Annotated in this window: 30 protein-coding genes and 1 pseudogene; 4 read left to right on the forward strand and 27 right to left on the reverse strand. The window is 39.0% G+C overall.

From position 1 onward, the window contains the following. The 5 genes from HMPREF2634_RS08145 to HMPREF2634_RS08160 form a co-directional block, all read right to left on the reverse strand. Positions 1-272 (reverse strand): ATP-binding cassette domain-containing protein (locus tag HMPREF2634_RS08145; protein WP_142350304.1); only part of this gene is annotated, 272 nt, incomplete at its 3' end. Positions 273-286: 14 nt separating this feature from the next. Further along, a complete protein-coding gene (locus tag HMPREF2634_RS10280) occupies positions 287-415 on the reverse strand; it encodes a hypothetical protein (protein WP_003031478.1) in 129 nt (42 codons plus the stop codon). A gap of 61 nt (positions 416-476) precedes the next feature. After that, positions 477-1,235 (reverse strand): TraX family protein, encoded by a 759-nt coding sequence (locus HMPREF2634_RS08150; RefSeq protein ID WP_021001416.1) that lies wholly within the window; start codon positions 1,233-1,235, stop codon positions 477-479. Between the two features lie 122 nt (positions 1,236-1,357). Continuing rightward, entirely contained in the window at positions 1,358-2,338 is a 981-nt protein-coding gene (locus tag HMPREF2634_RS08155) for a sensor histidine kinase (RefSeq protein ID WP_021001415.1), read from the reverse strand. After that, entirely contained in the window at positions 2,322-3,008 is a 687-nt protein-coding gene (locus tag HMPREF2634_RS08160; protein WP_021001414.1) for a response regulator transcription factor, read from the reverse strand. Before HMPREF2634_RS08160 ends, HMPREF2634_RS08155 begins: the two co-directional genes overlap by 17 nt. A 93-nt stretch (positions 3,009-3,101) precedes the next feature. Here HMPREF2634_RS08160 and HMPREF2634_RS08165 point away from each other — a divergent pair, with 93 nt between their 5' ends. Next, positions 3,102-4,283: a DUF2974 domain-containing protein gene (locus tag HMPREF2634_RS08165; protein ID WP_021001413.1), complete on the forward strand. Its 1,182-nt coding sequence runs from the start codon at positions 3,102-3,104 to the stop codon at positions 4,281-4,283. Between the two features lie 309 nt (positions 4,284-4,592). Here HMPREF2634_RS08165 and metG read toward each other — a convergent pair whose 3' ends face one another. Next, entirely contained in the window at positions 4,593-6,587 is a 1,995-nt protein-coding gene (gene metG, locus HMPREF2634_RS08170; RefSeq protein ID WP_021001412.1) for a methionine--tRNA ligase, read from the reverse strand. Between the two features lie 245 nt (positions 6,588-6,832). Here metG and HMPREF2634_RS08175 point away from each other — a divergent pair, with 245 nt between their 5' ends. Beyond that, on the forward strand, positions 6,833-7,093 hold the full coding sequence (locus HMPREF2634_RS08175) for a SemiSWEET family transporter (protein ID WP_021001411.1): 261 nt from the start codon (positions 6,833-6,835) through the stop codon (positions 7,091-7,093). 362 nt (positions 7,094-7,455) lie between these two features. On the opposite strand, the gene HMPREF2634_RS08180 is transcribed toward HMPREF2634_RS08175, so the two are convergent. The 5 genes and pseudogenes from HMPREF2634_RS08180 to HMPREF2634_RS08200 form a co-directional block, all read right to left on the reverse strand. Beyond that, the gene (locus HMPREF2634_RS08180; protein ID WP_003031480.1) at positions 7,456-8,088 is read right to left on the reverse strand and encodes a DUF421 domain-containing protein; all 633 of its coding nucleotides are present in this window, start codon (positions 8,086-8,088) and stop codon (positions 7,456-7,458) included. Next, positions 8,085-8,540 (reverse strand): DUF3290 family protein, encoded by a 456-nt coding sequence (locus HMPREF2634_RS08185; protein ID WP_003031485.1) that lies wholly within the window; start codon positions 8,538-8,540, stop codon positions 8,085-8,087. The genes HMPREF2634_RS08180 and HMPREF2634_RS08185 overlap by 4 nt, the downstream gene beginning before the upstream one ends. Before the next feature lie 256 nt (positions 8,541-8,796). Further along, a pseudogene (locus tag HMPREF2634_RS08190) lies at positions 8,797-9,432 on the reverse strand (SdpI family protein). Beyond that, positions 9,419-9,700, reverse strand: coding sequence for an autorepressor SdpR family transcription factor (locus tag HMPREF2634_RS08195; protein ID WP_003025585.1), 282 nt, complete (start codon positions 9,698-9,700; stop codon positions 9,419-9,421). Before HMPREF2634_RS08195 ends, HMPREF2634_RS08190 begins: the two are co-directional and overlap by 14 nt. Positions 9,701-9,906: 206 nt before the next feature. Beyond that, on the reverse strand, positions 9,907-10,155 hold the full coding sequence (locus HMPREF2634_RS08200; protein ID WP_021001410.1) for a hypothetical protein: 249 nt from the start codon (positions 10,153-10,155) through the stop codon (positions 9,907-9,909). Positions 10,156-10,269: 114 nt separating this feature from the next. Between HMPREF2634_RS08200 and HMPREF2634_RS08205 the strand changes: the two genes are divergently transcribed. Then, a complete protein-coding gene (locus HMPREF2634_RS08205; protein WP_021001409.1) occupies positions 10,270-11,097 on the forward strand; it encodes an exodeoxyribonuclease III in 828 nt (275 codons plus the stop codon). A gap of 25 nt (positions 11,098-11,122) precedes the next feature. Here the strand turns inward: HMPREF2634_RS08205 and nth are convergent, their stop codons facing one another. The 7 genes from nth to tmk all read right to left on the reverse strand — a co-directional run bounded on the left by nth (position 11,123) and on the right by tmk (position 15,701). Next, on the reverse strand, positions 11,123-11,746 hold the full coding sequence (gene nth, locus HMPREF2634_RS08210) for an endonuclease III (protein WP_021001408.1): 624 nt from the start codon (positions 11,744-11,746) through the stop codon (positions 11,123-11,125). 323 nt (positions 11,747-12,069) lie between these two features. Further along, the gene (locus HMPREF2634_RS08215; protein WP_021001407.1) at positions 12,070-12,423 is read right to left on the reverse strand and encodes an arsenate reductase family protein; all 354 of its coding nucleotides are present in this window, start codon (positions 12,421-12,423) and stop codon (positions 12,070-12,072) included. 19 nt (positions 12,424-12,442) lie between these two features. Next, positions 12,443-12,949, reverse strand: coding sequence for a methylated-DNA--[protein]-cysteine S-methyltransferase (locus HMPREF2634_RS08220; RefSeq protein WP_021001406.1), 507 nt, complete (start codon positions 12,947-12,949; stop codon positions 12,443-12,445). Positions 12,950-12,951: 2 nt separating this feature from the next. After that, positions 12,952-13,818: a 16S rRNA (cytidine(1402)-2'-O)-methyltransferase gene (gene rsmI / locus HMPREF2634_RS08225; protein WP_021001405.1), complete on the reverse strand. Its 867-nt coding sequence runs from the start codon at positions 13,816-13,818 to the stop codon at positions 12,952-12,954. Between the two features lie 2 nt (positions 13,819-13,820). Beyond that, positions 13,821-14,138: a DNA replication initiation control protein YabA gene (yabA, locus tag HMPREF2634_RS08230; RefSeq protein WP_003025601.1), complete on the reverse strand. Its 318-nt coding sequence runs from the start codon at positions 14,136-14,138 to the stop codon at positions 13,821-13,823. Positions 14,139-14,172: 34 nt separating this feature from the next. Next, positions 14,173-15,066: a DNA polymerase III subunit delta' gene (locus HMPREF2634_RS08235; RefSeq protein ID WP_021001404.1), complete on the reverse strand. Its 894-nt coding sequence runs from the start codon at positions 15,064-15,066 to the stop codon at positions 14,173-14,175. Continuing rightward, positions 15,063-15,701: a dTMP kinase gene (gene tmk / locus HMPREF2634_RS08240; RefSeq protein ID WP_057489585.1), complete on the reverse strand. Its 639-nt coding sequence runs from the start codon at positions 15,699-15,701 to the stop codon at positions 15,063-15,065. The genes HMPREF2634_RS08235 and tmk overlap by 4 nt, the downstream gene beginning before the upstream one ends. A 154-nt stretch (positions 15,702-15,855) precedes the next feature. Between tmk and HMPREF2634_RS08245 the strand changes: the two genes are divergently transcribed. Continuing rightward, entirely contained in the window at positions 15,856-16,719 is an 864-nt protein-coding gene (locus HMPREF2634_RS08245) for a YitT family protein (RefSeq protein ID WP_003025610.1), read from the forward strand. A 69-nt stretch (positions 16,720-16,788) separates the two neighbouring features. On the opposite strand, the gene HMPREF2634_RS08250 is transcribed toward HMPREF2634_RS08245, so the two are convergent. The 9 genes from HMPREF2634_RS08250 to upp all read right to left on the reverse strand — a co-directional run bounded on the left by HMPREF2634_RS08250 (position 16,789) and on the right by upp (position 24,214). Then, complete coding sequence (locus HMPREF2634_RS08250) at positions 16,789-17,445, reverse strand: CBS domain-containing protein (RefSeq protein WP_003025613.1); 657 nt, start codon at positions 17,443-17,445, stop codon at positions 16,789-16,791. Between the two features lie 145 nt (positions 17,446-17,590). Further along, complete coding sequence (locus tag HMPREF2634_RS08255; protein ID WP_003032369.1) at positions 17,591-18,301, reverse strand: ABC transporter ATP-binding protein; 711 nt, start codon at positions 18,299-18,301, stop codon at positions 17,591-17,593. After that, the gene (locus HMPREF2634_RS08260) at positions 18,301-19,065 is read right to left on the reverse strand and encodes an ABC transporter ATP-binding protein (protein ID WP_021001402.1); all 765 of its coding nucleotides are present in this window, start codon (positions 19,063-19,065) and stop codon (positions 18,301-18,303) included. The genes HMPREF2634_RS08255 and HMPREF2634_RS08260 overlap by 1 nt, the downstream gene beginning before the upstream one ends. Further along, a complete protein-coding gene (locus tag HMPREF2634_RS08265) occupies positions 19,065-20,015 on the reverse strand; it encodes a branched-chain amino acid ABC transporter permease (RefSeq protein ID WP_021001401.1) in 951 nt (316 codons plus the stop codon). Before HMPREF2634_RS08265 ends, HMPREF2634_RS08260 begins: the two co-directional genes overlap by 1 nt. Before the next feature lie 3 nt (positions 20,016-20,018). Further along, entirely contained in the window at positions 20,019-20,888 is an 870-nt protein-coding gene (locus HMPREF2634_RS08270) for a branched-chain amino acid ABC transporter permease (protein WP_024052038.1), read from the reverse strand. Positions 20,889-21,275: 387 nt separating this feature from the next. Then, entirely contained in the window at positions 21,276-22,439 is a 1,164-nt protein-coding gene (locus HMPREF2634_RS08275; RefSeq protein ID WP_003025628.1) for an ABC transporter substrate-binding protein, read from the reverse strand. Positions 22,440-22,521: 82 nt separating this feature from the next. Continuing rightward, the gene (locus tag HMPREF2634_RS08280) at positions 22,522-22,791 is read right to left on the reverse strand and encodes a DUF2129 domain-containing protein (protein WP_003025630.1); all 270 of its coding nucleotides are present in this window, start codon (positions 22,789-22,791) and stop codon (positions 22,522-22,524) included. 91 nt (positions 22,792-22,882) lie between these two features. Continuing rightward, the gene (locus HMPREF2634_RS08285; protein ID WP_223349572.1) at positions 22,883-23,497 is read right to left on the reverse strand and encodes an ATP-dependent Clp protease proteolytic subunit; all 615 of its coding nucleotides are present in this window, start codon (positions 23,495-23,497) and stop codon (positions 22,883-22,885) included. Between the two features lie 87 nt (positions 23,498-23,584). Next, positions 23,585-24,214 (reverse strand): uracil phosphoribosyltransferase, encoded by a 630-nt coding sequence (gene upp, locus HMPREF2634_RS08290; protein WP_003025639.1) that lies wholly within the window; start codon positions 24,212-24,214, stop codon positions 23,585-23,587. Between the last annotated feature and the right edge of the window lie 68 nt (positions 24,215-24,282).

Genomic DNA, 24,282 nt, shown 5'->3' on the forward strand with positions numbered 1-24,282 from the left:
AAACCTAATTTTTCCCGACGGAAGCTCGAAGCCTGACTGTTTTTGATTGTCGCGGTGTCGGTGCCATTAAGAAAGACACGTCCTTCGGTTGGCTTGTCTAGCATGGCAAGAATATTGAGCAGAGTGGATTTCCCAGACCCCGACTCACCCATGATAGCGACATAATCACCTTTGTCCACCGTAAAATGAATGTCTTTCAGTGCTTCTACTTGGTTGCCTTGAAAGCGGGTTTTGTAAATTTTCTTCACATGTTGTACATCTAATAGTGTCATCATTTTCTCCTTTTTTAAAATCTAAAATATAACTGTTGCGCTGATTGACTCACTTCATAGCCAAATTGTGCTTTTTCAATATCTTTTACGTTTGGCTGAAGCAATTGCCTGTCTTGTTTCAATAAAATTTTACCATATTTCATCTTGTTCTCCTTTTTTGATACTACTTTGCAGCGAATTGCTCGCTGCAAGACTATGATTTACTCATTTTTGAACGAGGTAAGCAATGCAAGTAATCAACCATAAGTGAGCTGGATAAAAGATATAAAAGAAATACTTGCTCCACTTGGTCACAGGACCGCGTTCGCCATTATAGAGTGAAATGAAAGGCAGTACTGTGATAAAAAGCCAATCGGAATTATAAAACATCATTAACAGCGTATCGCTCCATGTCGGGTAAATCTGAATACTCATACAAAATAGGACAACCGCTAAAATACCATACAGAAGATTGCGGAGATTTCTCTTTTCTCTACAAGTATAGGTGATCAACATAAATGGAATAATGACCATGCCACCTTCTGTCACAAAACCAGCAAGCAAGCAAACAACAATTCCTAAGATAAAGCGAATGGGCTGGCGTTTAATATCAACTGGATTGCTTGTTTGTTTTATGCCAAAAAAGATATTGAGGACAAGTACACCGCAAGCCAAAGTTAAGAAAATATTATTATATATCTGAACTCCTTTAGACTGAAACAGCAAATTGAGAATCGTATTTCCAGCAAACATGATAGCTGACCAGAAAAAGAGACGTACATTATAAAGCAAGCGGCTCCGTGTATATCGAAAACCTTCCACTGCTGCAAAAGCAAACCAAACTGCTACACAGCGTGTTAAAGCATGAAAAATGCTCGCCCATTCACCTGACAGTAAGCCTGGTATTTTTTCAAGGTGATCAAAGACCATTAAAACAGCCATTAAGAGCTTGAGCTGAAAAGCGTTCAATCCTTTTGTTTTCATAACTGCCTCCTCTATGAAACATCATTCATTTTCTAATCTTATGATACAAAAAAAGAAAGGCTGCTACCATAACATAACCTTTCATTTTTAGAGGCGAACCTTACAATTTTGTAAGATTACATTTATTCAAACAATAATTTCTTTTCTTTAAAAGTAATCATAACGGTTGTGCCTTCTCCGACCACCGACTGCAAATGCAATTCATGCCCCAGTTCATCCGCAATTTTCTTAGATAAATAGAGCCCCAATCCTGATGACTGATGCGTTAGGCGCCCGTTGTAGCCAGAAAAGCCTCGCTCAAACACGCGCAGAAGATCGGCATCTTGAATCCCCAAACCAGTATCCTTCATATACAAGGTATCTTCCTTAAAGAAAATCTCAATGCCTCCTTGCTTCGTATATTTAAGACTATTAGAAAGCACTTGCTCTAAAATAACAAGAAACCACTTTTTATCTGTGATAATGGTGTGATTCAAATTATGCAAATTTAGACTCAATCCTTGCTGAATAAAGAAAATTGCATACTTTTTGACAACATCTTTGACCAAGTCTTCTATATTTTCTTTTTTCACGACTAAATCATCATGAAAACTTTCCAACCGCAAATATTGCAAGACTAAGTTGGTATAAGAGTCGATCTTAAACAACTCCTGCTCCAATTGATTTTTGAGCGTCTGCTCTTGTAAATCCTGCACCAAGAGCTTGCTCGCAGCAATCGGTGTCTTAATCTGATGCACCCAAAGTGTGTAATAATCCAGTAAATCACTCTGCTTTTCTTGATGTTGTAATTGCAGCTCTTTTTTGTCCTTTTCTAAAGTTTCGATTTTGGAGAAGAGCAATGCTTCTAAAGGAGTTTGTGCCTGACCTTCCCCATAAAAGACAAGATGACGAAAATTTTGGTACTGCTTTACGATATCCAACAGGAAACCCGCCAGACTAATCAGCAATAAAATCAATAAGACATACTGTAAGACTGCTCGTTCATCTTCAAAAAGATAACAAAAGGAAAATAATAGTGTATAAAAAATAAGTAATAGTAAAAATAAAAACTGGCGCGAGCGAAAATAATAGCTAAGAAACAAACGCTTATTCTGATGATCCATTGGTCAATCCGTAGCCTATACCTTTCTTTGTTTCAATGAAATTTTTGAGCCCTGCTTCTTCTAATTTTTTCCGCAACCGTGCCACATTAACTGACAAGGTATTGTCATCAATAAAGAAATCACTATTCCAGAGCTCTTTCATCAAATCATCACGCGCAACAATGCTACCAGAATGCTCAAACAGCACGCGTAAAATCTGAAATTCATTTTTTGTCAGTGTAATCACTTCTCCCTCATACATCATATCCATAGATTTTAGGTTGAGAATCACACCATGATACTCTAGCAGACTTTGATCCGTACCAAACTCGTAAGACCGCCGCAACAGCCCTTGCACTTTAGCGAGGAGAACATTGTTATCAAACGGTTTTGTGACAAAGTCATCACCACCCATATTGATTGCCATAACGATATCCATTGCTTGGTCTCTTGATGACAAAAACATAATGGGCACTTTAGAAATCTTGCGAATTTCTTGACACCAGTGGTATCCATTAAAGAGAGGTAAACCGATGTCCATTAGCACTAGATGCGGCTCTTCCTTGACAAAAATCGTCAAAACCTGCATGAAATCCTCTACTGAAACCACTTCAAATCCCCATTGCTCCAGCATTTTTTTGACTTGTTGGCGAATGACAGCATCGTCTTCTACTAATAATATCTTGTGCATGCTATCCCTCTTTTCTATTTTCTTTTTCTATTATAACAAAGACTTGGGAAAATATGCTATACTAACAATAGATTTTCAGAAAAGAGAACCTTTATGGGAAATATTTTTAACTATTTAGAAGATGTACAATACGACAGTATCTACAATCAGCCTTTTACAGAGCTAGATATTCTGCTTTTGACTGAAATGACCTATCTGAACTTTGATGACATTGTTACAGATAGTTTGACCTTACAACAAGCCCATCGCTTAGTTGATATACCACAATACATGACCCAAGAAATTTCCATGATGAATACCAAACACCGCTTGGCACTTTTGGAACAAGCCGCTAAGGTGAAGCGCTATAAGAACATCAAACTCTTGGGTTATGTAAATGATATTGATCTTGATGTGCAAAAACAATTTGCTGCTATGACTTATAAAATCAGCTTAAACACCTATGTTATCACTTTTCGCGGAACAGATGATTCCATTATCGGTTGGAAAGAAGATTTTCACATGACTTATATGGAGCATGTCCCTGCACAACGAACAGCTGTCCATTATGTCCAAAAAGTCATGCAGGCATTTCCAAAAGCCACTTTTATATTGACAGGACATTCCAAAGGTGGCAATTTAGCGACTTACGCTGGCAGCCAAGTAGAGCCTGCTTTACAAGCAAGAATTTCTCAAATCTATAGCTTTGACGCTCCGGGCTTGAATCATACAGTAATTGAAACAGACGGCTATCAGGAAATGGCTCCAAAAATCAAACGCTACATTCCGCAAGGCTCTATTGTCGGGATGATGCTAGAAACACCTAAGCAAGCGCACATTGTAAAGAGTGTGGCTATCGGTGGTATTGCCCAGCACGATACCTTCTCTTGGCAAATCGAAAATGAGCACTTTGTCTTACTTGACACGCTCAACCCAGACAGCATTCAGACAGACAAAACTCTCAAAGAATGGGTGGAGACGGTTCCCGATGACGAACTTAAAGATTTTTTTGATGTCTTTTTCGGCCTCATTTTAGACGCTCAAATTACGTCCATTGATGAATTTTTCCAACCCAACAGTATCAAGAAATTGCTGACTATCGTCCAAAATGCCCAAGCCCTTACCGAGCAAGAAAAAGAAATGCTCAGCCGCCTAACACGCCTGCTCATCTCTATCCGTTACCAAGCCTGGATTGATGATTTTAAAACACCTAGTCCAATGGCCTTTATGACCGATGTACGAGAAAGCTGGACTAGTCTGGCGGAGAGGTTTTCGTTTTTAAATAAAGATGAATAGTGCATCATCATGTTTTATACTACAAAAGGGAGTCCTGTCTCACTCCTTTTTTTAACTACTACTCAAATAGGTCGTCCGAGCCTCAGACAGAGTGAACCATTTTTCCATCTTGCCCGACCCTCGAACGAAGTGAACTACTTTTTAGGAACATTATCCGACCCTCAGACGTGGGGAAACAATTCTTAGATAAGCCGTTGATGTAGGTATAGACTACCAATTTCTTTTATTCCATTGACCGGAACGATAAACAAAGCGAGGCTGAGACATTATTGTCTCAGCCTCATTTTTAATTCTAATCTTCCTGTGGACTCACCCAATCAAACTACCATTTGGTACATTTTGATCTACCGTGAGCAGAGTTAGTTGATCACCATATTCTGCTGAGAGGATCATGCCTTGGCTGATACGTCCCATCATCTTGCGTGGTTTGAGGTTCGCTACGATTTGGACTTTCTTGCCAACCAATTCTTGCTCATTTGGATAGAATTTGGCGATCCCAGAGAGGATTTGACGATTTTCTGCATCTCCAGCATCCAAGCGGAATTGGAGTAATTTATCACTCCCTTCCACTTTAGAAACTTCTTTAACCTCTGCGACACGGATTTCTACTTTGTCAAAATCGTCAAACTTGATTTCCTTGCGGTTGAGTTTGAGTTCTACTTCTTCTGGCTCCCATTCCTTTTCAATGGCTGGCTTATTGGCTTCCATTTGCTCCTTGATATAAGCAATTTCTTCTTCCATATCTAGACGTGGGAAGATAGGTGTACCTTTAGCAACAACAGTCAAGCCTGTTGGCAGTTCTGCCAAATCTAGATTTTCAAGGTCAAAATCTGTACCTAAACCAAGTTGCTCCATGATAGCATTTGATGTCGTCATCATGAACGGTTGAATAAGATGAGCTACCACACGTAGACTAGCTACCAAATGTGCCATAACTGCCGCTAATTCATCACGTTTGGCTTCATCTTTAGCCAACACCCAAGGTGCTGTTTCGTCAATATACTTGTTAGTACGAGAAATGATATTCCACACTGCTTCCAAGGCTCGTGGATAGTCCACGGCATCCATCTGTTTGTGGTAGATTGCGATATTTTCTGCTACCACTGCTGCCAAGTCCGCATCAAATTCTGTCACATTCTCTTTATAAATCGGCACTTGACCGTCAAAATACTTGTTAATCATAGCAACCGTACGGTTGAGGAGATTTCCAAGGTCATTTGCCAGCTCATAATTGATACGACCCACGTAGTCTTCTGGCGTGAAAGTGCCGTCAGAACCAACTGGAAGGCTACGCATGAGGTAATAACGAAGCGGATCCAGCCCAAAGCGTTCCACCAGCATTTCTGGGTAGACGACATTGCCCTTAGATTTAGACATCTTACCGTCCTTCATGACAAACCAACCGTGGGCAATCAAGCGATCTGGCAATTTCATATCCAGCATCATGAGCATGATTGGCCAATAAATAGAGTGGAAGCGCAGAATGTCTTTCCCAACCATGTGGAAGACTGTACCATTCCAGAACTTATCAAAGTTGGCATGGTCATCTTGAGCATAACCAAGAGCTGTTGCATAGTTGAGAAGGGCATCAATCCATACGTAAACCACATGCTTAGGATTTGAAGGTACTTTAACGCCCCACGTAAATGAGGTACGCGAAACTGCTAAATCTTCCAAACCGGGCTCAATAAAGTTCTTGATAATTTCATTCATACGACCATCAGGCTGAATAAAGTCTGGATGTGCATGGAAAAATTCTACCAAACGGTCAGCGTACTTACCCAAACGCAAGAAGTAAGATTCTTCTGACACCCATTCAACTTCGTGACCTGATGGGGCAATTCCTCCGATAACCTTGCCAGATTCATCACGAAAAACTTCTGCTAACTGACTTTCAGTGAAAAATTCTTCGTCAGAAACAGAGTACCAGCCTGAATACTCACCCAAGTAAATATCATCTTGCGCCAGAAGACGTTCAAAAACATCTGCTACTACTTTTTCATGATAATCATCTGTTGTGCGGATGAATTTATCATAAGAAATGTCCAGCAGTTGCCAGAGTTCCTTAACTCCTTTCGCCATCCCGTCCACATATTTCTGAGGAGTTATACCCGCTTCTTCTGCTTTCTGTTGAACCTTTTGCCCATGCTCGTCCAGACCAGTTAAGTAAAAGACATCATAACCCATAAGACGCTTGTAACGAGCAAGGACGTCACAAGCAATAGTCGTATAGGCTGATCCGATATGCAACTTGCCGCTTGGATAGTAGATTGGTGTTGTAATATAAAAATTCTTTTCAGTCATAGTTTTTCCTTTCAAGGCGAATGAAACCTTTTTTGATAACACTTTATTATAACATATTACACAGCTTTTTAAATGAAAAATAGAGTTGAGTCACGTTGTACTCATAATCATTAGTATATTATTCTTGCTTAAATCTTATGCTTAGTATAAAATAATAATATTGAATGAGGCTTGTTTTATATGAACTTAGTATGTTATAAATGAGTTTTCGTTCTCTACACTACGTTTTATGAGGAGTTATGGAAATGAACGAAAAACGAATGAAAATGATAGGTTGGGTGGCGACATTCATGTCTGTTATGATGTATGTATCTTATATCCCACAAATTATGGACAATTTAGCTGGACATAAGGGAAACTTTATCCAACCTCTGGTAGCTGCAATTAACTGTAGCCTTTGGGTTTATTATGGTTTATTTAAAAAAGAGCGTGATTTGCCACTCGCTGCCGCAAACGCTCCAGGTATTGTCTTTGGGCTTATTACTGTGCTAACAGCAATATTCTAACCCTGATTTAATTGTCTTACTGTCCTATCTGACAGTAAGGATTTTTGTTGACAGTTCTTACAAGAATAGAATTACAAACAAAAATTCTGATTTACTCAAAAGCAAAAGCTCTATCTGGATGGACTAGTCAGATAGAGCTTTATTTTTTATATTTGTACCATTTTAGAAAAAGATTTTTTAATATTCCTTTGCTATCTTTAATGCTATCTGTCTTTTAACTATAATTTCAACAGCAGCTTCATTTTTCACCTTTTTATTTCAAATAAGCTTCACAGCTCCTTTATCTTGATTTCTCTGCAAGATTCCTAGCAAGATCTCCTTTTCTATTTTTTGCTTTTATCTATTCAAAAAGGAAAATACTCTTAATACGTCACAACGCTCAAGTTACCACTTTCATATTCTGCGATGAAGATATTAGAAATATCAGTATAGCCTTCCTTAGCGAGCCTCTCGATTAACCATTCTTCTGTTTTGTCAATAGAATCTAAAATATCAATCTGGACAACACCGTCTGTGATAATGGGGTATTTCGGATTTTCCTCACCTGCCTGTACGACAATAAGCTGACCGTTTTGTTCCATGACTGCTCGTTTAACTTGCTTTAGTTGAAAAATTCCTTGGCTACGCAACTTCAGAGCCACATCAGCCGCTGAAAGGCCAACGGAGCGGCAGGCTTCAGGGCTCAACTTCCCGTGCTGAATCAGGGTAGTCGGTTTACCATCCATCAAATGCTTGACTGTCCGAATATTGTTATTGAGCCATTTTAGAGTCAAGACCAAAATCGTCCACATAATGAGGATGATCGCATACTGGATAATGTTAATAGAACTATTGTAAATCACCCCACCAATAATACCACCTAGAACATAATTTTGAATCTGGTCGATCGCGGAATTAGGTGCCAGATTTCCTTTTCCTGTCACATTGATAACAAACACGAGTGAAAACAGTCCCAACGCTAGTTTAATCAGGATTTCAAGAAAATTCAATGTCATTTTTTAACCTCCACTAATTTGATATCTGTTGTCTTATGCAATTTAATTTTTTCCAGTAAATACTTATCTGGCTCACTGCCACTCATAGCTCGATAAAAATCTTTTCCAACTTTTAAAATCGCTCCATCCGTCGCAGCTGAAGTGTTGACATAAACCTCTGACTTATCTACTCCCAAATCTTTTGAAATAACTTCAATAAAATGAAGAGAGGTTTGGAACTGGTTATTAGAGGCTTGATTGGTCTGAAAAGTACTAATCCCAATCAGAACGATAGCAATCAAAGACAAAATGGAGATAATCGCCAATTCACGAAATTTAGAATCGCGCTTATTTCGATAGGCCTTAAAAGCAAAAAAACCTGTCACAAGTAACAACAAAATAGAAAGTCCAATCGTCACCCAGTTTTGCTGGCTGATTTGACTCAAAACATAATCATAAGAATAAAATTTCATTTTTTCTCCCTCTATTTTCTCGGCCTATTATAGAAAATTTTTCAATATTTTTCAATATTTCTAGAAATCGTATTTTAACAAGATAATAGGAGCGAGACAAAAATCAGTCACTCAAAGAGTTCAATTTTGTCGTCCCGCTCCCACAACGATAATTAGACTAAAAAAGTTTCAAGCTAAACAGCAACTGTGTCGTACAAGTCGCATCATAAACATCTGAAATAAGGGGTTTTCTTTTCAAATCCAATCTAGCAATGAATCAGTGTATCCTTTTAGATAACCAGTAAGAATAAATCATTGGCACTACAATCATAATGATTAGAGCAAAAACAAGTACGAACGTAACTGCAATCTGAACGAAACCATTAAAGAAAATGATAATACCACCAATCACCCAAATTTTACCAGCCAGACGATGTGTCTTTATCCAATTATCATCATTATCCAAAGTCCATGGGAAACGTATACCAACCGTATAATTGCAACGAGTTTTTGGCATGTAATTCCCAATAGCAATAAATAGAACTCCTAAAAACTTACCATTCATCAGAGCATGATTAACTGCATAACCCAAGGCTTGCGAGTAAATAACTGTCATGACTAAACAAGATGTCAAAGGAATAATTCAATAAACCAGATGCCACATTTTCAAGCTAATATTCTTAGATTTAGGATCCTTGCTAGTCACAAATAAACAAAACCAATGTATAAGCAGCAGAAAACTAGGAATACCAAAAACTGTTACCCATCGACTACTGAATCCATTTACTTGATTCGAAAAATCAAAATGCGTTGCCATCGTTTCTGGTAGCCGATCCCAAAAGAAACAACCCACAAGCACAGGCAACAGAATCATAACAGTTGTTAGTCCTAATATTTTTTTATTCATTTTCATCTCTTTTACTTTCCTTCAAGTCTGCCAACCACACCATCATATCCTCCAACACAGACGTATTGAGTTCATAGTAAATAAAGTTTTTCTCCCGTGTTTCCACAACCAAATCCGCCTGCTTCAAGACATTGAGGTGATGCGAAATGGTAGCTCCTGTCAATTCAAACTGGTCTGCTATTTCCCCAGCAGACATCTTGCCCATTTTTAACAAATCTAAAATCTCTCGTCTCACAGGATGAGATAGGGCCTTGAAGGTATTAGTAAAACTCATGTTTACTCTTCCTTTCCTTTTGTAAAATAGCTAGCGCAAGAAACAATAAAGGCGAAGATACTACTCTTTTTTGACATCTTCATCACTTCCATCTTCTATTTAGATATTCTCCTAAATAGAATTATACGCTTTATTTTTAAAAAATACAATAGATATTTACTTAACTTTCTAAATAAAAAAGAAGGTTCTACACCTTCAAATGATTTCTACAAAAAGAAAGAGACTATCAAGGCAGAAAGAACAATCAGGACCGAAAGTGTCACAGCCAGACTTACCCAAAAACCAGCTGTATTCCTTGGATTGACCCCAACTCCAACACCAATTTTCTTCGGTACCCAAAATGGCTCAGAAGATGTTTGTTTTCCCCTCAAACGAAGTAACTTAATAAGGTACCAAAGAAAGAATATGAATAAGACGACTTTCAATAATAATAATAGTAATAATAATTCACCCATTTTATCCCCTTTGACTAATATTATACACCTTACTATCCTTTTTACAACCTCAAACTCGCTTAGCCAGTCATTTTTTGATACAATAGAAAAAATAAATCTAGAAAAGGTATCTATATGAAACTCATTTCTTGGAATATTGACTCTCTCAACGCGGCTTTGACCAGCGATTCTGCACGCGCGCAATTGTCACAAGCTGTTTTACAGACTTTAGTAGGATTAGACGCTGATATTATCGCCATTCAGGAAACTAAATTATCTGCTAACGGACCAACTAAAAAACATCTAAAAGTTTTGGATGAATTATTCCCACATTATGAAACTACATGGCGCTCTTCTATAGAACCTGCACGTAAAGGTTATGCCGGAACTATGTTTTTATACAAAGAGAATCTATCTCCAAAAATAACCTTCCCAGAAATTGGTGCACCTTCTACTATGGATGCCGAGGGGCGCATCATTACGTTGGAATTTGACAATTTTTTCGTTACACAAGTTTATACGCCAAATGCCGGTGATGGACTTAAACGCCTAGTAGAACGCCAAGTGTGGGATCAAAAATATGCTGACTATCTAACAACTTTAGACAAAGAAAAACCTGTCCTTGCAACAGGAGACTACAATGTAGCCCACAATGAGATTGACCTCGCTCATCCTTCTAGCAACCGTCGCTCACCTGGATTTACAGATGAAGAACGATCCGGATTTACCAATCTGTTAAATCGTGGTTTTACTGATACTTTCCGTTACATTCACGGCGATATTCCAAATGTTTATAGCTGGTGGGCACAACGCAGCAAGACCAGCAAAATCAATAACAGTGGCTGGAGAATTGATTACTGGCTGACCAGCAATCGAATTGCAGATAAAGTAACCAAGTCAGAAATGATTGACTCAGGTACAAGGCAAGACCACACACCAATTGTATTGGAAATTGAGTTATAAAAAAAGAGGTTTCTCCTCTTTTTTTTCAATCAAAATAGTACAACTGCGGATATTGATCGCATTTAGGATTTCTAGGATGGCAAATTTCGCGTCCAAAGCAAATCATAGCCTGATGCGCAGGCAACCATTCACTTTTTGGTAAAACTTCCATCACTCGTTGTTCAACTTCAAGCGGGGTAGCTGACTTTTTGACAATATCATGGTGTTTGCAGATTCGCTCCACATGGGTATCCACTGCAAAAGCAGGAATACCAAATCCAACACTCATGACCACATTCGCTGTTTTACGCCCCACACCCGCAAGACTTTCCAATTCCTGTCGTGTATGAGGTACCTGACCGTCAAAGCTATCCAGCAATTGCTGAGCACATTTTTTCAAAAACTTAGCCTTATTGCGATAAAGCCCCAGACGAGCAATATACTTGGCAATCTCGCTTTCTGAAGCCGCCGCCATTTCCTGTGGAGTTGGATAGGCTTTAAAAAGGGCTGGTGTGACTGTGTTGACTGCTGCATCGGTTGTTTGAGCCGACAGCATGACTGCGACTAACAATTCAAAATGATTGGTAAAATTCAAGCTAGGTTTTGCATCTGGAAATAGGGCAATGATTTCCTCAATTACCTTTCGCGCACATTTTTTTGATAAAACCATTTTTTCTCTTTTCGTTTTTTACTAATATTCAATGAAAATCAAACAGTCTCACAGACTGTTTAGCAACCTTGCAAGGTGAGACTATACAAAATATCTGACGGAATATGTTGTATCGGATGATTAAATCAAAAGAGCGATGATTAACATTTTCAAATTTTAGTTCTATCTCACTCCCAAGCTAACAAGGTTTGAAGAGATTTTCTCAGGATATAAAAACATTATAACACGGATACCAATTATACCAAAATAGAGAGCTTAAAAAGAAGTGAGACGACAAAATGGATTTCTTTAAAATCGCAATTGTTGCCTCACTTCTTTTTTATTTACAAATCTAATATCGCATACTCTGTGCGATAGCCTATTTGTAGGATTTTTCCATCTTTTTCTAAGATTGGACGCTTGATAAGCATGCCGTCTGTTGCTAGAAGCTCTGCGGCTTCCTCCTCTGATAATCCTGATAGTTTATCTTTCAAACCTAGCTCACGATATTTGAGTCCGCTAGTGTTGAAGAAAGATTTGATGTTTAAATTAGAATTTTTCATCCAAGTTAGAATTTCCTCTTTACTCGGTGTTTCCTTGACAATATCTACTGCTTCAAAGTCCAAACCCAACTGGCTTAATTCAGCCTTGGCTTTGCGACAGGTCGAACATTTTGGATATTCAATAAATCGTAACATATCATTTTCTCCATTTGTATCATTTATCTAAAGCTTTCTCGCTAAGCTCTACGCCTTCATGCTTCAGCAACCACATTTTCTTGTCTAATCCCCCAGCATAACCGGTTAATTGCCCTTGACTTCCCAGCACTCGATGACAGGGAACGATGATAGAAAAGGGATTTCTACCCACAGCGCCACCAACAGCCTGCGCCGAGTGAATATCTAACTCCTTTGCTATCTGACCATACGTGACCGTTCTCCCATAAGGAATAGTTTGCAGATAAGTCCAGACCCGTTGTTGAAAATCCGTCCCAACAGGAGCCAAAACAAGACTCGAAAAGTCTGGATACTTTCCGCTAAAATAATCATCTAGCAAAAGACGAGTTCTTTTCAGAATATCATTTTCTACTGGCATCGTGGCTTTCTCTAAACCACGCTCAAAATATTTCTGCTTGAAAAACCAAGCTCCAACAAGCCCTGTCTCATCAGCAACCAAAGACATTTCTCCTAAAGGGGAAATATAAATTTGTTTATAAAAAGTCATTTTTACTCACTGACTTGCTCATGATAACGAGCATATAATTCATTCTTATTCCAGCCGTATTTTTTCGCTACTTCTTTGATAGCTTGATTTTTCTTTGCTCCTGCTGCTACTAGAAGATCAACCTCTGCCAACAAATCCGCTTCTGACTGTTCAACAACTTCTTCGCTCGCTCCTTCTACAATCAGCAAACATTCGCCCTTGAGCGGATTTTCCGAAATAGACTCTATCACTTCTGAAATCAAGCCGCGCTGGTATTCTTCATAAATCTTAGTTAATTCCCGTACTAGTACTACAGAACGATCCCCATAGATACTGAGCATATTTTCTAAAGTGGCTTTGACCCGATGAGGAGATTCGTAAAAAATCTGTGTCTCTGGATAGGCTTTTTTATTAGAAAAAAACTCTTTTTGCTGACCAGCCTTGCGTGGCAAAAATCCATAAAAAATATGAGGTTGTGGAGCTAAGCCACTAGCTATCAAAGCTGAAATGCCTGCGCTGGGACCAGGCACAGTCACTACTGCGATTTCCTCATCAATAGCAGCCTTGACTAAATCATGCCCTGGGTCCGAAATGCTAGGCAAGCCGGCATCCGAAACCTGCGCAATATCCTGACCATTTTTCAGCAAACGAATCAAATCAGGAATTTTTTCTTTGGCATTATGCTCGTGAAAGCTAATCTGCTTCGTAGTAATACCAAAATGCTTGAGCAACAAACCAGTATTTCTGGTATCTTCTGCTGCAATGAAATCGACTTCTTTCAGAGTATTCACCATACGGATGCTCATATCGTCCATATTCCCAATCGGAGTAGCCACCAGATAGAGCTTCCCATAAGGAGACTGACCTTTAAAACTTTTTTGAATCTGCATGCTTACTCCCTAAACAGCAACTCGTCACAAAACATGCATTCTGCATCATTTTCACGGCGTTGACCATAAAAATCCGTACAGACATGAAAACCGTCTTCGTATAATTTACGCAGATTATCGCGATTTCTTTTTGTTTTTGGTGTTGTTGTATGCTCCACTTGGCCCAATCGCTCTCGTAATTTATCGTTTTCCAAACGAAGCGCTACGTTTTCTTCTACTACGCCTTTCAGATTTTTCTTAATTGCCTCTACTTCTGCCAAAGTCACAAGCAGATTTTGAGAAAATTCATCAAGAGCATCAAATAATTCTTTTTTATTCATCCTCACTACCATTTTCCTGTGCCAACGTAGCACATCATTCTCTTTCTTGTAACACCATATATTCTAGTGCATTTTGAAAACTAACATTGGCTCGCCACATTTTTCTTGCTGTAAATATACCTTCTAAATAGAAGCGTCCACATGTTGTTTGCATTTCTTTTGCAAAGAGAAGCTCCAAGAGTTTCAAAGCCTGTTCTTGCTTTTCCTTATCATCTGCCAGACTAGCCAACTTCGCAACCTGCAAATAAGCAGTCTCTTTTCGGTTTAAGCAAAGCGATGCAAAACAATCACATTCTGCTGCCAAGTCAAAAAAAGCTGGACTAGCTGCCAAACGCATGGCTTCTTCTTCTGTTTGACTATAAGCAGTTAACAATTCTGCTTGTGTCTTTATCAGCCCAGTCTGCTCCAATTTTTCAAGCAAATAGGCTTGATTTTTTGGAAAATGAAATAGCTGCGCTCGGCTTTTAATCGTGGGCAAAATAAGATTTTCATCCGCTGTCAACAAGAAAATATACACTTCACTTTGCGGCTCTTCAATGACCTTTAACAGCGAATTAGCTGCATTGACATGCATCTTGTCCGCATCACAAATGATAAACACTTGCTTGTTGCTCTCAAATCCAGACTGCGAAAAATTGCGTACCAATTCTCTGACTCGCTCTGTCTTTATGATATTATTGATTGGTCGAACAACCGTCACATCTGAAAAATCCTCTTCCTCAATCAAACGACAATTTCGGCATTCTCCACAAGGCAAGACACCATTTTTATTAGTGCAAAACAAACTCTGAGCTAAACATTGAGCCATCTCAAAACTACCGAAAGCTCCTGTAAACAGATAAGCATGATTCAGACGATTCTGCTGTAAAATTTGTTCAAAACGCTCAAACAAGACTGGCTGTAACCGAGCTAATTCTTCTATTTTCATCTTAAACTCTCAACTCGTTCTGCCAATACTGCTAAAGTATCTGCGACGACCTTTTCTAATGGCTGACTGGCATCAATCTTTCTCACACGATTTGGCTCTTTTTCAAGAATAGACAAATATCCCTCACGCACGCGCTGATGCCATTCCACACTTTCACGATCCAAACGGTCCGCACCACGCTCTTTGCTCTTAGCAATACGAGCCAAGCCTTCCTCTGCTTCAATATCAAAATAAAGGGTCAAATCTGGCTTCAAACCGTCGGTCGCAAAATCATTCAGCCAATCAATATCAGCCACCTTCAGACCTCGACCAAAACCTTGATACGCCACCGAACTATCAATAAAGCGATCCACCAGCACCATTTCACCACGATCTAAAGCAGGCAAAATACGTTCCACCAAATGTTGCCTGCGACTGGCAATATAAAGGAGCAATTCCGTTTTTTCATCGATTTCCGTATGCTTCGGATCTAAAACAACATCACGAATCTTCTCCGCAACTGCCACTCCACCAGGCTCACGCGTTGTGACAAACGCCTGCCCTTTTGCTTCTAAAATGGGAATCAAGGCTTCTAAAACACTTGTTTTTCCTGCACCGTCTGGTCCCTCTAAAGAGATGAATATTCCTTTTGACATACTAACTCATTTCTTCCTTTTTCTCCTTTCTATTTTAACAAAAAACTCCAGAAAAATCATTGCCAGAAAAAGTTTAAAAAAATTTTTTCAAAATGATACATAAGTTTTCAAGATTTGATACAATAGAATGTACAGAAATTATTAGGAGGTTATCATGTCTAAGTTTAAAAACTATCTAACGATTATTCTAGGAGCTGGAATTTTTGCTTTTGCAATCAATTATCTGATTATTCCGAATCATTTGTATGAGGGAGGCGCAACTGGTGTGACACTCATTACATACTATCTTTTTAAGATTCCTGTTTCACTGATGAATCTCATCATCAACATTCCTCTTTTCATTATTGCTTGGAGAATTTTTGGAACGCGGCTTTTGTACTCTAGTATTTTAGGGACTTTTGCCGTTTCTGCTTGGCTGGCGATATTTGAAAAAATTCCTTTCGTGATTAACCTTGAAGGCGACCTCGTGATTGTGACGCTTCTGACAGGGATTATTGCTGGCGTTGGACTAGGAATTGTTTTCAATGCCGGTGGTACGACTGGTGGTACCGATATTATTGCTCGAATCGCTAACAAGTATACGAATATCTCCATGGGAAAATTGATGTTTACTGTAGACTTCTGCGTCCTTATTTTCGTTATACTTGTTTTTAAAGATGTTCGCCTAGTGATTTATACCTTGATTTTTGTCTTTATCGCTTCACGAGTGATTGACTTGATTGGTGAAGGCGGTTATGCCGGCAAGGGCTTCATGGTTATTACTAGCCGTCCAGAAGAATTGGCAAAGAAAATTGATGAAGATCTCGGTCGTGGAATTACTTTCATCAATGGGCAAGGCTACTACAGCGAGAATGATTTGAAACTCATTTACTGCGTCGTTGGACGAAACGAAATGCAATCCATGAAAAAAGTTATTCATAGCGTCGATCCACATGCCTTTATTACCATTACAGATGCCCATGAAATCCTTGGTGAAGGCTTTACCTTAGATGTCAATAAGCAACCGATTCAGAAATAATCTTGCTCCCATTATAAAAAAACGCATGAACACAGTTAAATGAACTGCTCTCATGCGTTTTTTGTTGTCTTATAATGCTTTTGCTGAAGTACGGGTAATGTCTTCTACCTGAATGCCTTTGTCTTCAAATTTCGCTTTTAAAGCCGGCAAATCCACATTACCATCAATTTGAACTTCAATGATAACTTTGCCATCTTTGCGTGGAATATTAACAGCGTTAGAGATATTGAGATTTTCTTCGACAATCAAATGCACAATCTTCTCCAACACGCCGACTTCATCTTCTGTAATGAAACGCACGCGAATGCCTTCTTCACCATAGCCAGCAATTTCAAGAAAGGCTCTGAAAACATCACGATCTGTAATGACGCCGTATACTTGCTGATTGTCCACCACTGGCAAAATGCCAATTTTATTTTTCAACATCAAGTAAGTAGCATCTTCCAAACTAGCAAATTGTGACACCGTCACCACATCACGAATCATGACGTCTTTAATCTTTGTCTTGTTTAGCAAATAATTCATCTCGTAAATGGATAAGCTCGTTGCTTTTGAAGGGCTTGCTTCGGCAATCGTTCCTTCAGTCACCAGACCAACCAATTGGTCATTTTCAATAACAGGAAGCCGGTGCAATCCCTGCTCACGCATAATATCCGCCGCATGCGCTACTGTCGTGTCTGGGCTAATATACACCACTTTTCGCGTCATAAAATCTTTAACTGCCATGGAAATCTCCTTTATCTCTGATTTTTCAGTTCTATTATACTGTATTTTCTAGTTTATTTCAAACGCTTTCAAGGTACTTGCTTATGTTTTCAAGAATACTATTAGTGAATAAAAAAGAAGTAGAAAACCACTTCTTTCTCCTTTTTCACCCACCAAGATAAGCCTTGCGGACTTCATCGGAAGCGAGCAATTCTTTTCCTGTGCCAGACAACACGATGTTTCCTGTTTCTAAAACGTAGCCACGGTCGGCAATTGAGAGGGCTTTATTGGCATTTTGCTCAATCAATAGAACAGTTGTGCCTTGTTTTTGAATATCTTGAATAATATCAAAAATTTCTTGAATGAAGAGAGGAGCCAGTCCCATTGAAGGCTCATCTAAAAGCAGAAGTTTTGGAGTAGACATAAGAGCTCGTCCCATAGCAAGCATCTGCTGCTCACCTCCAGAAAGAGTTGCAGCATCTTGATTTTTACGTTCTTCTAAACGCGGAAAGCGTGAGAAGACTTTTTTTAGATTTGCTTGATTTTCATCGCGATTTGTTTTTAAGAAAGCACCCATTTCTAGGTTTTCCAAAACAGTCAGGCCTGGGAAAACATGGCGTCCTTCGGGTACCTGAGAAAGCCCTGCTGCTACAATTTTCTGAGCAGGAACTTTTTGAATTTCATTTCCTAGAAACTCAATTTTTCCTGCACTTGGACGAACCAGTCCTGAAATGGTCCGAAGAATCGTGGTTTTTCCGGCACCATTGGCACCGATGAGAGAAACAACTTCGCCCTCGTTGACTTCAAAGCTGACATCTCGGACAGCCTGAATCATGCCATAATGGACGGAAAGATTTTCAACTTTTAGCATAGACATTAGGCTTCACCTCCTAGATAGGCTTCGATAACACGCTTATCATTTTTGATCTCGTCAGGAGTTCCGTGTGCGATCAAACGACCATACTCCAATACATAAATTCGTTCCGTCACTTCCATGACTAAACTCATGTCATGCTCAATCAGCATGATTGTGATTTGGAATTCATTTTTTATGCGACGAATTAACTCTGTCAATTCTGCTGTTTCCTGTGGATTCATTCCCGCAGCAGGCTCATCAAGAAAGAGAATTTTGGGTTCTGTTGCTAGAGCACGCACAATTTCCAAACGACGTTGTTGTCCATAAGCTAAATTCTTAGCAAGCGTTTCTGCTTCACCGTCTAGGTCAAAGATTTTTAGTAATTCCAATGCTTTCTCACGCAATGCTGCTTCACTTTTATAAAAAGCTGGCAAACGAAAGAAGCTAGCAAAAACATGTGCTTTGTGGTGATTTCCAAAAGAAATCAAGACATTCTCTAGGACTGTCAAATCTTTAAACAAGCGAATATTTTGGAATGTCCGACTGAGTCCTAAGGAAGCAATCTTATAAGGAGCCTTGCCATTGAGCAAATGCCCATCCAAGGTTACGCTTCCTTCACTTGGCTCATAAACACCCGTCAGTAAGTTAAACAAAGTTGTTTTTCCAGCACCGTTTGGACCAATGAGACCGACTAATTCGCCCTCATTCAGCTCCAAGGTCACATCGCCAACAGCAGTCAGCCCGCCGAAATTTTTTGTTAGATTTTTTACATCAAGAAGCGCCATTAGTTGACCTCCTTATCTTTTTTAAAGAAGCGTGAGAGGCTTAATTCCCATGTACCAAGAAGTCCTCCTGGACGAAAAATCATCACCAAAATTAAAGCAAGAGAATAGATAATCATCCGAATACTTGCTACGTTTTGAAGTACCATGTTTAAAATTCCCAAGACAATCGCTGCAACAACGGTTCCCGTCATAGAACCAAGACCACCAAAGACCACGATAATCAAGACATTGATACTATTGATGAAGGTATAATCTTTCGGCACAACAGAGCCGATAAATCCCGCCTGAAGTGAGCCTGCAATACTAGCTGTTATAGCTCCGAAGACAAACGCAACCACTTTAATTTTAGTAGTGTTGACTCCTACAGACCCTGCTGCAATTTCATCTTCACGAACTGATAAGGTTGCTCGTCCAATTGGGCTCCGCAAAAAATTGATGGTCAAAATAGTTGTAATAACTACAAAGAAATATACCATTTGCCAATTGGTAAAGGCAGGAATACCCAAGATACCCGCAGCTCCATTGGTCAAATCACCACCGTTAATGATTAAAATGCGAATGATTTCAGAGACCCCAAGCGTTGCAATCGCTAAATAATCGCCTTTCAAGCGAAGAGTAGGAATCCCAACAATCAAAGCCACTGCCCCTGCAATCAACGCCCCTAACACCATAGCCGTAAAAAAGGCAGGATAGGTGGCAGATCTCGAACCAATAATTGCAGCCGCATAAGCACCAATTGCCATGAAACCTGCATGTCCCAGAGAAAATTGACCTGAGAAACCGACAATCAAATTCAAACCTACTGCTAAAATAATGTTAATGCCAATTTGTTGTAAGATTTGTAGATAAAAATCATTCAAAACTCCAGCGCTGACAAGTAAGGCAATCAAACCATACCCTGCAAGAAGGAGCACAAACCATAAAATATTTACTTTTACATTCTTTTTCATAGCCTATACCTTCTCTTTCACATTCTTACCAAGAATACCTGCAGGACGAACAAGCAAGATTAAGATTAAAATACCATACACAATCGCATCACGGAAATCTGACATACCAAAAGCTGTTGCAAAGGTTTCTAACAAACCAATGACAAAACCTCCCAATGCTGCTCCAGGGATAATGCCAATCCCACCAAGAACTGCAGCAACAAACGATTTCAGCCCTGGAGTCATTCCCATCAATGGTTCAAGGGAATTATAATAAAGCGCAATGAGCACACCTGCCGCTCCTGCCAAAGCCGAACCCAAAGCAAAAGTGAAACTAATCGTACGATTGACATTAATTCCCATTAGTTGCGCCGCATCGCTATCGACCGAAACTGCCCGCATCGCTTTTCCCATTTTGGTCTTTTGAACAATGACTTGCAATAACACCATCAAGATTAAGGAAATGACCAAAATCATCAATTGGATATTTGTGAGACTAATCGGACCAAAATTATAACGAACCGTTTCAATCACTTGTGGGAACGAACGAGTATTGGCCCCCACAAAATAGACCATCACATATTCCAAGAAAAATGAAACACCAATCGCAGTAATCAAAGCTGCAATCCGAGTTGAATTTCTCAATGGACGATAAGCCAAAAACTCGACCAGCACGCCTAAAGCTGCTGTCCCAACCATCGCCAAAATCAAGGCAAGGAAAAAATTAAGATGAAGAGAGTTAATCAGGAAATAGCCCATAAAAGCGCCCATCATATAAATGTCTCCATGAGCGAAGTTGATGAGTTTGATAATTCCATAAACCATGGTATAGCCGAGAGCGAGCAAAGCATAGACACTCCCTAAAATTAGACCATTAACAAGTTGTTGGAGCATGGCCACCACACTTTCTAATTATAGTATAGAAGAAAGAACTATGTGATTGTTCACATTTTCTTATCTATCGTGAAAAAAGAGCGAGTCAAGTCATCATTTCAAAAAAATGATTTTTCTCACTCATCTATTCTAAGTTTGAGCAAAAGAGACCGTCAAGCCTTGTAGCTCTTACTTCACAGTTGATTACTTTTCAACAGCTTAAAACATATCTAACAATCAATCACTATGTCTTACAAACCTTAATGAAACATATTTTTAAGACTAAGACTTTTGTCCCGCCTCTTTTCTTTTAACCCGTATAAAGAGAAGTAACTATCTACGATGCTTACCATAAATAGTTACTCTTTTATACACTATAAAATATATTTTAAGCAATCCTGCAAATGATTATGGCTTAACCGTTTCAGCTGCTGTGACCTTCCCATTGTTCATGGCCATCATAAAGGCTGTTTTAACAGTGTTATGATTCTTATCAAAGCTGGTATCACCTGTTACACCTTCAAAATTCTTTGTCTTAGCAAGATTGTCTTTGATGTCAACAGATGTTTTCGCACCCTTGGCAGCATTAGCAACAAGATAAACTGAATCGTATGCTAGTGCTGCAAATGTTGAAGGTTCTTCATTGTTGTATTTAGCTTTGTAAGCTTCAAGGAATTTCTTTGCTTTATCTGAGACATCAACTGTTGAAGAGAAGCCTGAGATATAGTAGATATTTGAAGCTTTAGCTGGTGTTGCTTGTTGGACAAATTCTTCGCCATTAAAGCCGTCACCACCAACGATTGGCTTATCAATGCCCATACCACGCGCTTGGTTTACAATTTTACCAGCTTCTGTATAATATCCAGGTACGATAATGGCATCAAAATCTTTGCCTTTCATTTTGGTAAGAGCTGCTTGGAAATCAGTATCACCAGCGACAAACTTTTCATCTGCAACAATCTCACCTTTGTAGGCATTACGGAAAGCTTTTGCAACACCTTTAGCATAGTCACTTGAGTTATCTGTATAAAGTACAACTTTTTTCGCTTTTAACTTTTCTGTAACATATTTAGAAATGATTTTCCCTTGGAAACTGTCTTGGAAAGTTCCGATGAATAAGTATTCTTGATTTTTCGTCAAACCGTCTTGTGTCGCACTAGGAGAAATCAAAGGGACACCTGCTTTTGTCGCATTGGGAACTGCCGCTGCTGTTGCACCAGAAGTTGCAGGTCCTACGACTGCATTTACTTTTGATTGGGTTACCAAGTTAGTCGTGACAGAAGCTGCTTCTGCTGTTTCAGATTTATTATCCTTGTCAACAACTTCAAGTTTCTTGCCGTCAATACCACCGGCTTTGTTGATTTCATCAACAGCCAGTTGGGCACCTTTTTGTTCAGCTGTCCCGTATGCTGCTGTTGCACCAGTTTCTTCAAAGTTGAATCCAATTTTAATGGTCTTGTCAGCAACTTTTGTACCAGTTGCATTGGAACCACCTGACTTTACTTCCCCACAAGCGGCAAGAAGGGCAACGCTTGCAAGAGCAACAAATGATAGAGCAAATTTTTTCTTCATATTCTTATCTCCTCGTTCCGAAATGATATGTTAAGAATATACCGAATTATCTGACAATTGTCAAGTGGTAAATGAGATTTTTTTATATGTTTACGTTTTCTTTATCTCTAAACAGACTTCCAACAAAGTCTGTGTCTAATTCTTGAATATGGCAGACTCGTACTTGTTTGACATATTTTTCTTTAGATAGTTTCTCAACAATACGATCTACTTGCACAGTATCTACATACAGCTGGAGGTAACGATGCTTTTTAGAATGATAGACAATGTCCCCAATAGCTTCTATTTTTTTCACATCTCGATTATAATATAAATACACAATTATCCCTGTGCGTTCTTCTTTTTTAAACATGAATTTTCTTTCTAATTTATTTTTATCATTTATAAGTATATCAAAAAAATGCCCATCAGAGGACATTTTTCATACAGTAATAAACAAATGACTAGTTTAAATTATTATTTGCCATAATTTCATCAATGAAACCATAATCCAAGGTTTCTTGAGCGCTCATCCAATAATCGCGTTCTGCGTCTTTATGTACTTGCTTAATGGTTTTCCCTGAATTATCCGCAAGGATTTTCTCCAAGTTATTCCGAGTTTTCAGCAAATGCTCAGCTGCAATCGCCATATCGGTTTGTTGCGTACCGCTACCAGTTCCACCCATTGGTTGGTGAATCAAGTATTCTGCATTCGGCAACATGAAGCGTTTGCCTTTAGCACCGCTTGAAGCAATAATAGTTCCCATGGAAGCAGCCATCCCCATGACAATTGTTTGAACATCTGATTTGATGAAGTTCATGGTATCGACAATCGCTAGACCCGCCGATACAGAACCTCCTGGCGTATTGATGTAAAGATAAATATCTTTAGTATTATCTTGTGCATCAAGGAAAAGCAATTGCGCAATAATAGAATTAGCCATATTGTCCTCAACAGGACCTGTCAGCATAATAATGCGATCTTTTAATAAGCGTGAGTAAATATCGTAGGAACGTTCCCCACGACTTGTTTGTTCAATAACTACAGGAATCATTGTATTCTCCTTTTCATCTGATATTTAATCTGACTAACAATTTTTAGTGAGATTTTTCAAATATGAGACTATTATAGTCTTTTGGTCAAAAAAGGTCAAACATAAAACTCATTATTTTGTACCGAAAAGACGATCTCCTGCATCTCCCAATCCTGGAACGATATAGCCGTTTTCATTCAAGTGATCATCAAGGGCCGCTGTAAAGATTTCTACGTCTGGGTGAGCTTCTTGTAAAGCTTTCACACCTTCTGGCGCTGAAACAAGGCAGACAAATTTAATATTGTGCGCTCCGCGCTTTTTCAATGAATCAATGGCTAAAATGGCAGATCCACCTGTCGCCAGCATTGGATCCACCACAAAGATTTGACGTTGGCTAATGTCTTCTGGTAACTTCACGAGGTACTCAACTGGTTTTAGGGTTTCTTCGTCGCGATACATACCAATATGTCCAACTTTAGCAGCTGGCACAAGGCTCAAAAGACCATCCACCATACCGATACCTGCACGTAAGATTGGAACAATGGCTAATTTTTTACCAGCCAATTGTTTTTGAACCGTCTTTGTAATCGGCGTTTCAATTTCCACATCTTCTAATGGTAAGTCACGTAAAACTTCATAGCCCATCAGCATAGCAATTTCATTTACTAACTCACGAAAAGCCTTAGTAGAGGTATCCGTACGACGTAAGATAGACAATTTATGCTGAATGAGCGGATGTGCGATCACTTGAAATTTTTCCATGATTGGTTTTCCTTCTTTCAATTTATTCTTCTTATTATATCAAAAAAACATAAAAAAGGCTCGTGACA

The organism is Streptococcus sp. HMSC034B03, assembly GCF_001838575.1.
Taxonomy (GTDB): domain Bacteria; phylum Bacillota; class Bacilli; order Lactobacillales; family Streptococcaceae; genus Streptococcus; species Streptococcus anginosus.

Excerpts from the sequence above, each read along its gene's own strand:
- HMPREF2634_RS08185 (WP_003031485.1), bottom strand. The coding sequence starts at position 8,540 with ATGAAATTTTATTCTTATGATTATGTTTTGAGTCAAATCAGCCAGCAA.
- HMPREF2634_RS08245 (WP_003025610.1), top strand. The coding sequence starts at position 15,856 with ATGTCTAAGTTTAAAAACTATCTAACGATTATTCTAGGAGCTGGAATT.
- tmk (WP_057489585.1), bottom strand. The coding sequence starts at position 15,701 with ATGTCAAAAGGAATATTCATCTCTTTAGAGGGACCAGACGGTGCAGGA.
- HMPREF2634_RS08275 (WP_003025628.1), bottom strand. The coding sequence starts at position 22,439 with ATGAAGAAAAAATTTGCTCTATCATTTGTTGCTCTTGCAAGCGTTGCC.
- upp (WP_003025639.1), bottom strand. The coding sequence starts at position 24,214 with ATGGAAAAATTTCAAGTGATCGCACATCCGCTCATTCAGCATAAATTG.
- HMPREF2634_RS08200 (WP_021001410.1), bottom strand. The coding sequence starts at position 10,155 with ATGGGTGAATTATTATTACTATTATTATTATTGAAAGTCGTCTTATTC.
- HMPREF2634_RS08235 (WP_021001404.1), bottom strand. The coding sequence starts at position 15,066 with ATGAAAATAGAAGAATTAGCTCGGTTACAGCCAGTCTTGTTTGAGCGT.
- HMPREF2634_RS08155 (WP_021001415.1), bottom strand. The coding sequence starts at position 2,338 with ATGGATCATCAGAATAAGCGTTTGTTTCTTAGCTATTATTTTCGCTCG.
- HMPREF2634_RS10280 (WP_003031478.1), bottom strand. The coding sequence starts at position 415 with ATGAAATATGGTAAAATTTTATTGAAACAAGACAGGCAATTGCTTCAG.
- metG (WP_021001412.1), bottom strand. The coding sequence starts at position 6,587 with ATGACTGAAAAGAATTTTTATATTACAACACCAATCTACTATCCAAGC.
- nth (WP_021001408.1), bottom strand. The coding sequence starts at position 11,746 with ATGGTTTTATCAAAAAAATGTGCGCGAAAGGTAATTGAGGAAATCATT.
- HMPREF2634_RS08195 (WP_003025585.1), bottom strand. The coding sequence starts at position 9,700 with ATGAGTTTTACTAATACCTTCAAGGCCCTATCTCATCCTGTGAGACGA.
- HMPREF2634_RS08280 (WP_003025630.1), bottom strand. The coding sequence starts at position 22,791 with ATGTTTAAAAAAGAAGAACGCACAGGGATAATTGTGTATTTATATTAT.
- HMPREF2634_RS08160 (WP_021001414.1), bottom strand. The coding sequence starts at position 3,008 with ATGCACAAGATATTATTAGTAGAAGACGATGCTGTCATTCGCCAACAA.
- rsmI (WP_021001405.1), bottom strand. The coding sequence starts at position 13,818 with ATGCAGATTCAAAAAAGTTTTAAAGGTCAGTCTCCTTATGGGAAGCTC.
- HMPREF2634_RS08260 (WP_021001402.1), bottom strand. The coding sequence starts at position 19,065 with ATGGCGCTTCTTGATGTAAAAAATCTAACAAAAAATTTCGGCGGGCTG.
- yabA (WP_003025601.1), bottom strand. The coding sequence starts at position 14,138 with ATGAATAAAAAAGAATTATTTGATGCTCTTGATGAATTTTCTCAAAAT.
- HMPREF2634_RS08205 (WP_021001409.1), top strand. The coding sequence starts at position 10,270 with ATGAAACTCATTTCTTGGAATATTGACTCTCTCAACGCGGCTTTGACC.
- HMPREF2634_RS08270 (WP_024052038.1), bottom strand. The coding sequence starts at position 20,888 with ATGCTCCAACAACTTGTTAATGGTCTAATTTTAGGGAGTGTCTATGCT.
- HMPREF2634_RS08265 (WP_021001401.1), bottom strand. The coding sequence starts at position 20,015 with ATGAAAAAGAATGTAAAAGTAAATATTTTATGGTTTGTGCTCCTTCTT.
- HMPREF2634_RS08255 (WP_003032369.1), bottom strand. The coding sequence starts at position 18,301 with ATGTCTATGCTAAAAGTTGAAAATCTTTCCGTCCATTATGGCATGATT.
- HMPREF2634_RS08220 (WP_021001406.1), bottom strand. The coding sequence starts at position 12,949 with ATGACTTTTTATAAACAAATTTATATTTCCCCTTTAGGAGAAATGTCT.
- HMPREF2634_RS08150 (WP_021001416.1), bottom strand. The coding sequence starts at position 1,235 with ATGAAAACAAAAGGATTGAACGCTTTTCAGCTCAAGCTCTTAATGGCT.
- HMPREF2634_RS08165 (WP_021001413.1), top strand. The coding sequence starts at position 3,102 with ATGGGAAATATTTTTAACTATTTAGAAGATGTACAATACGACAGTATC.
- HMPREF2634_RS08250 (WP_003025613.1), bottom strand. The coding sequence starts at position 17,445 with ATGGCAGTTAAAGATTTTATGACGCGAAAAGTGGTGTATATTAGCCCA.
- HMPREF2634_RS08215 (WP_021001407.1), bottom strand. The coding sequence starts at position 12,423 with ATGTTACGATTTATTGAATATCCAAAATGTTCGACCTGTCGCAAAGCC.
- HMPREF2634_RS08180 (WP_003031480.1), bottom strand. The coding sequence starts at position 8,088 with ATGACATTGAATTTTCTTGAAATCCTGATTAAACTAGCGTTGGGACTG.
- HMPREF2634_RS08175 (WP_021001411.1), top strand. The coding sequence starts at position 6,833 with ATGAACGAAAAACGAATGAAAATGATAGGTTGGGTGGCGACATTCATG.